The sequence below is a fragment of the Frigoribacterium sp. MCBA15_019 genome, from assembly GCF_001864945.1.
GTDB lineage: Bacteria > Actinomycetota > Actinomycetes > Actinomycetales > Microbacteriaceae > Frigoribacterium.
The window spans coordinates 24,053-26,442 of sequence record NZ_MJGS01000023.1 but is presented as its reverse complement, the minus strand read 5'-3'; the positions used below and the strand labels follow the sequence as shown (position 1 = coordinate 26,442).

The window sequence follows — 2,390 nt, the reverse complement described above, 5'->3', positions numbered from 1 at the left end:
CAGGAGGCGCGGGTGGCGTCCTCGAGGAGGGGGCCCGCGCCTCCTGGTCTCGTCACCGAGCCTCGTCGTCTCGTCCCCAGGCGCTCGTCGGGTGACGGGACGGTGAACGATCGTGCACGGAGCTTCGTCGGGAGGCACGCTGGCGCTACGGTGGCCCGATGACGGCGATCGACACCTCCCCGACGACCGCGGCCCCCGCGCCCGGCACGCCCCTCTGGGGCACGACCCTGACGAGCAGCGACCTCTCGGGCTCGCCCCTCTCGGGTCCGCCCCTCTCGGCCACCGTGCTCGCGACGCCGCCGACGGCCGAGCTGCACCTGCACGTCGAGGGAACGCTCGAACCCGAGCTCGTCTTCGTCCTCGCCGACCGCAACGACGTCGACCTGCCCTTCGCCTCGGTCGACGAGCTGCGTGCCGCGTACTCGTTCGGCTCGCTGCAGGAGTTCCTCGACCTGTACTACGCGTGCACGGCCGTGCTGCAGACCGCCCAGGACTTCCGCGACCTCGCGTGGGCCTACCTCGAACGCGCCCACGCCCAGGGGCTGCGTCACGTCGAGATGTTCTTCGACCCCCAGGCGCACACCTCACGCGACGTCGACGTCGACGAGGTGATCGACGGGCTCACGCAGGCGCTCGACGAGGCCCGCGAGCGGTTCGGCATCACGGGTGGGCTCATCCTCTGCTTCCTGCGGCACCTGCCGGTGGGCGACGCGGCCGCGACGCTCGAGTCCGTCGCGCACCGCGCCTCCGATCTGATCGGGGTGGGGCTCGACTCGTCCGAGGTGGGGTTCCCGCCGGCCGCGTTCGCCCGCGTCTTCGACCGCGCCCGCGCGCTCGGGCTGCACGTCGTCGCCCACGCCGGCGAAGAGGGGCCGCCGTCGAACGTCACCGACGCCCTCGACCTGCTGCACGTCGAACGCGTCGACCACGGGGTGCGCAGCCTCGAGGACGACACCCTCGTCGCACGACTGGTCGCCGACCGGGTGCCGCTCACGGTCTGCCCCTTGTCGAACCTGCGGCTCGCGGTCGTGTCCGACCTGGCCGAGCACCCGTTGCCGCGCATGCTCGAGGCCGGGCTGCTCGTCACGGTCAACAGCGACGACCCCGCCTACTTCGGCGGCTACGTGGGCGACAACTACCAGGCGCTGCGCGACGTGCTCGGGCTGGACGACGACGCGCTGGCCCTGCTGGCGACGAACTCGGTCGAGGCGTCGTTCGCCGACGCGGGCCGCAAGGCCGAGCTGACCGCCGAGGTGCGGGCCTGGCGCGAGGCGCGTCGCACGGCCTGAGGCCCGGGTGGCGGGTGCTGCCGCACGCGAAGGCCGGCGAGTTCGTGCCGGTCGGTCCGGCGCCGAGGGCTAGAGGGTGCGGCCGGCGTTCGCGTCGAGCCAGGCCTTGGGGTCGACCTGGGTCGAGCCGCCCAGCAGCACCTCGAAGTGCAGGTGCTCGCCGGTCGCGACTCCGCTGCGGCCGACCTTGCCGACCAGCTCGCCCACCTGGACCGTCTGACCGGCGACGAGCGGGCTCGACCCGATCTGCATGTGCGCGTACAGGGTGCTGACGCGCTGGCCGTCGATCACGTGGTCGATCACGGCGTACTGACCGAACTGGCCGTGCATGCCCGAGGTCCGCACCACACCCGACGCCGCGGCGCCGATCGGGGTCCCGCCGCCGGGCGTCATGTCGAGGCCCATGTGCATGCTCGAGCACGCGGCGCACGGTGCCGAGCGCGGTCCGAAGCCCGAGCTGAGCACGACCGAACCGGGGAACGGCCAACGGATGTCGCCGGTGCCCGAGTTGACGATGGTGCCGGCCCCCGAGGAGGCGCGGTTCGAGTTGGTCGACCCCGTGAGGTTCTTCGAGGTGACGACGGGTTCGGGCTCGGGCGGCGGAGGCGGCGGCGGCGGTGCGTCGGTCACTCCGAAGGCGTCGCGGTCGGACACGGTCAGGACGACGAGCGACGCCGCGAGGGTCTGCGTCGGCATCGGAGCGGCACCGGCGGTCGGGATGTTCGACCCGCCCAGGTCGCTGGCCGAGGCCGGGGTGAGGTTCGAGGTGAAGAAGAGCATGACGGCGCAGACGCCGAGCACGGGCAAGGTCGCCGCGCGGACGCGCGACGAGACGGCGCGCAACCGCGACCGGCCCGACGTGCCCCGCGGGCTCTGGCTCGGGCGGCCGGCGTCGCGGGTCCGACGCACGAGAGCCGGCACAGCCGGCCGCGAACGACGCGCGACGCGCGTCGCGGGCTCGGCCACCAGGCCCTCGGGCGCCGTTGCACCCACTTCCGAACCATGAACCCTGTTGCTCGTGGGTGCATCGTTCGAAACCGGGTTCATCGCCGAGTCAGCCGTCGCGGGGTCGGCCGCCACACCCTCGGGCGCCGTTGCACC

At 73.3% G+C, this 2,390-nt stretch carries 2 protein-coding genes; one reads left to right on the top strand and one right to left on the bottom strand.

The window, feature by feature from the left end:
* The first annotated feature begins 158 nt into the window (after positions 1 to 158).
* A complete protein-coding gene (locus BIV04_RS16085) occupies positions 159 to 1,289 on the top strand; it encodes an adenosine deaminase (RefSeq protein ID WP_083396546.1) in 1,131 nt (376 codons plus the stop codon).
* 69 nt (positions 1,290 to 1,358) lie between these two features.
* Here BIV04_RS16085 and BIV04_RS16080 read toward each other — a convergent pair whose 3' ends face one another.
* Positions 1,359 to 2,282 carry a M23 family metallopeptidase gene (locus BIV04_RS16080; RefSeq protein WP_071257661.1) on the bottom strand — a complete coding sequence of 308 codons (924 nt, stop codon included), beginning with the start codon at positions 2,280 to 2,282 and terminating at the stop codon, positions 1,359 to 1,361.
* Positions 2,283 to 2,390: the final 108 nt, after the last annotated feature.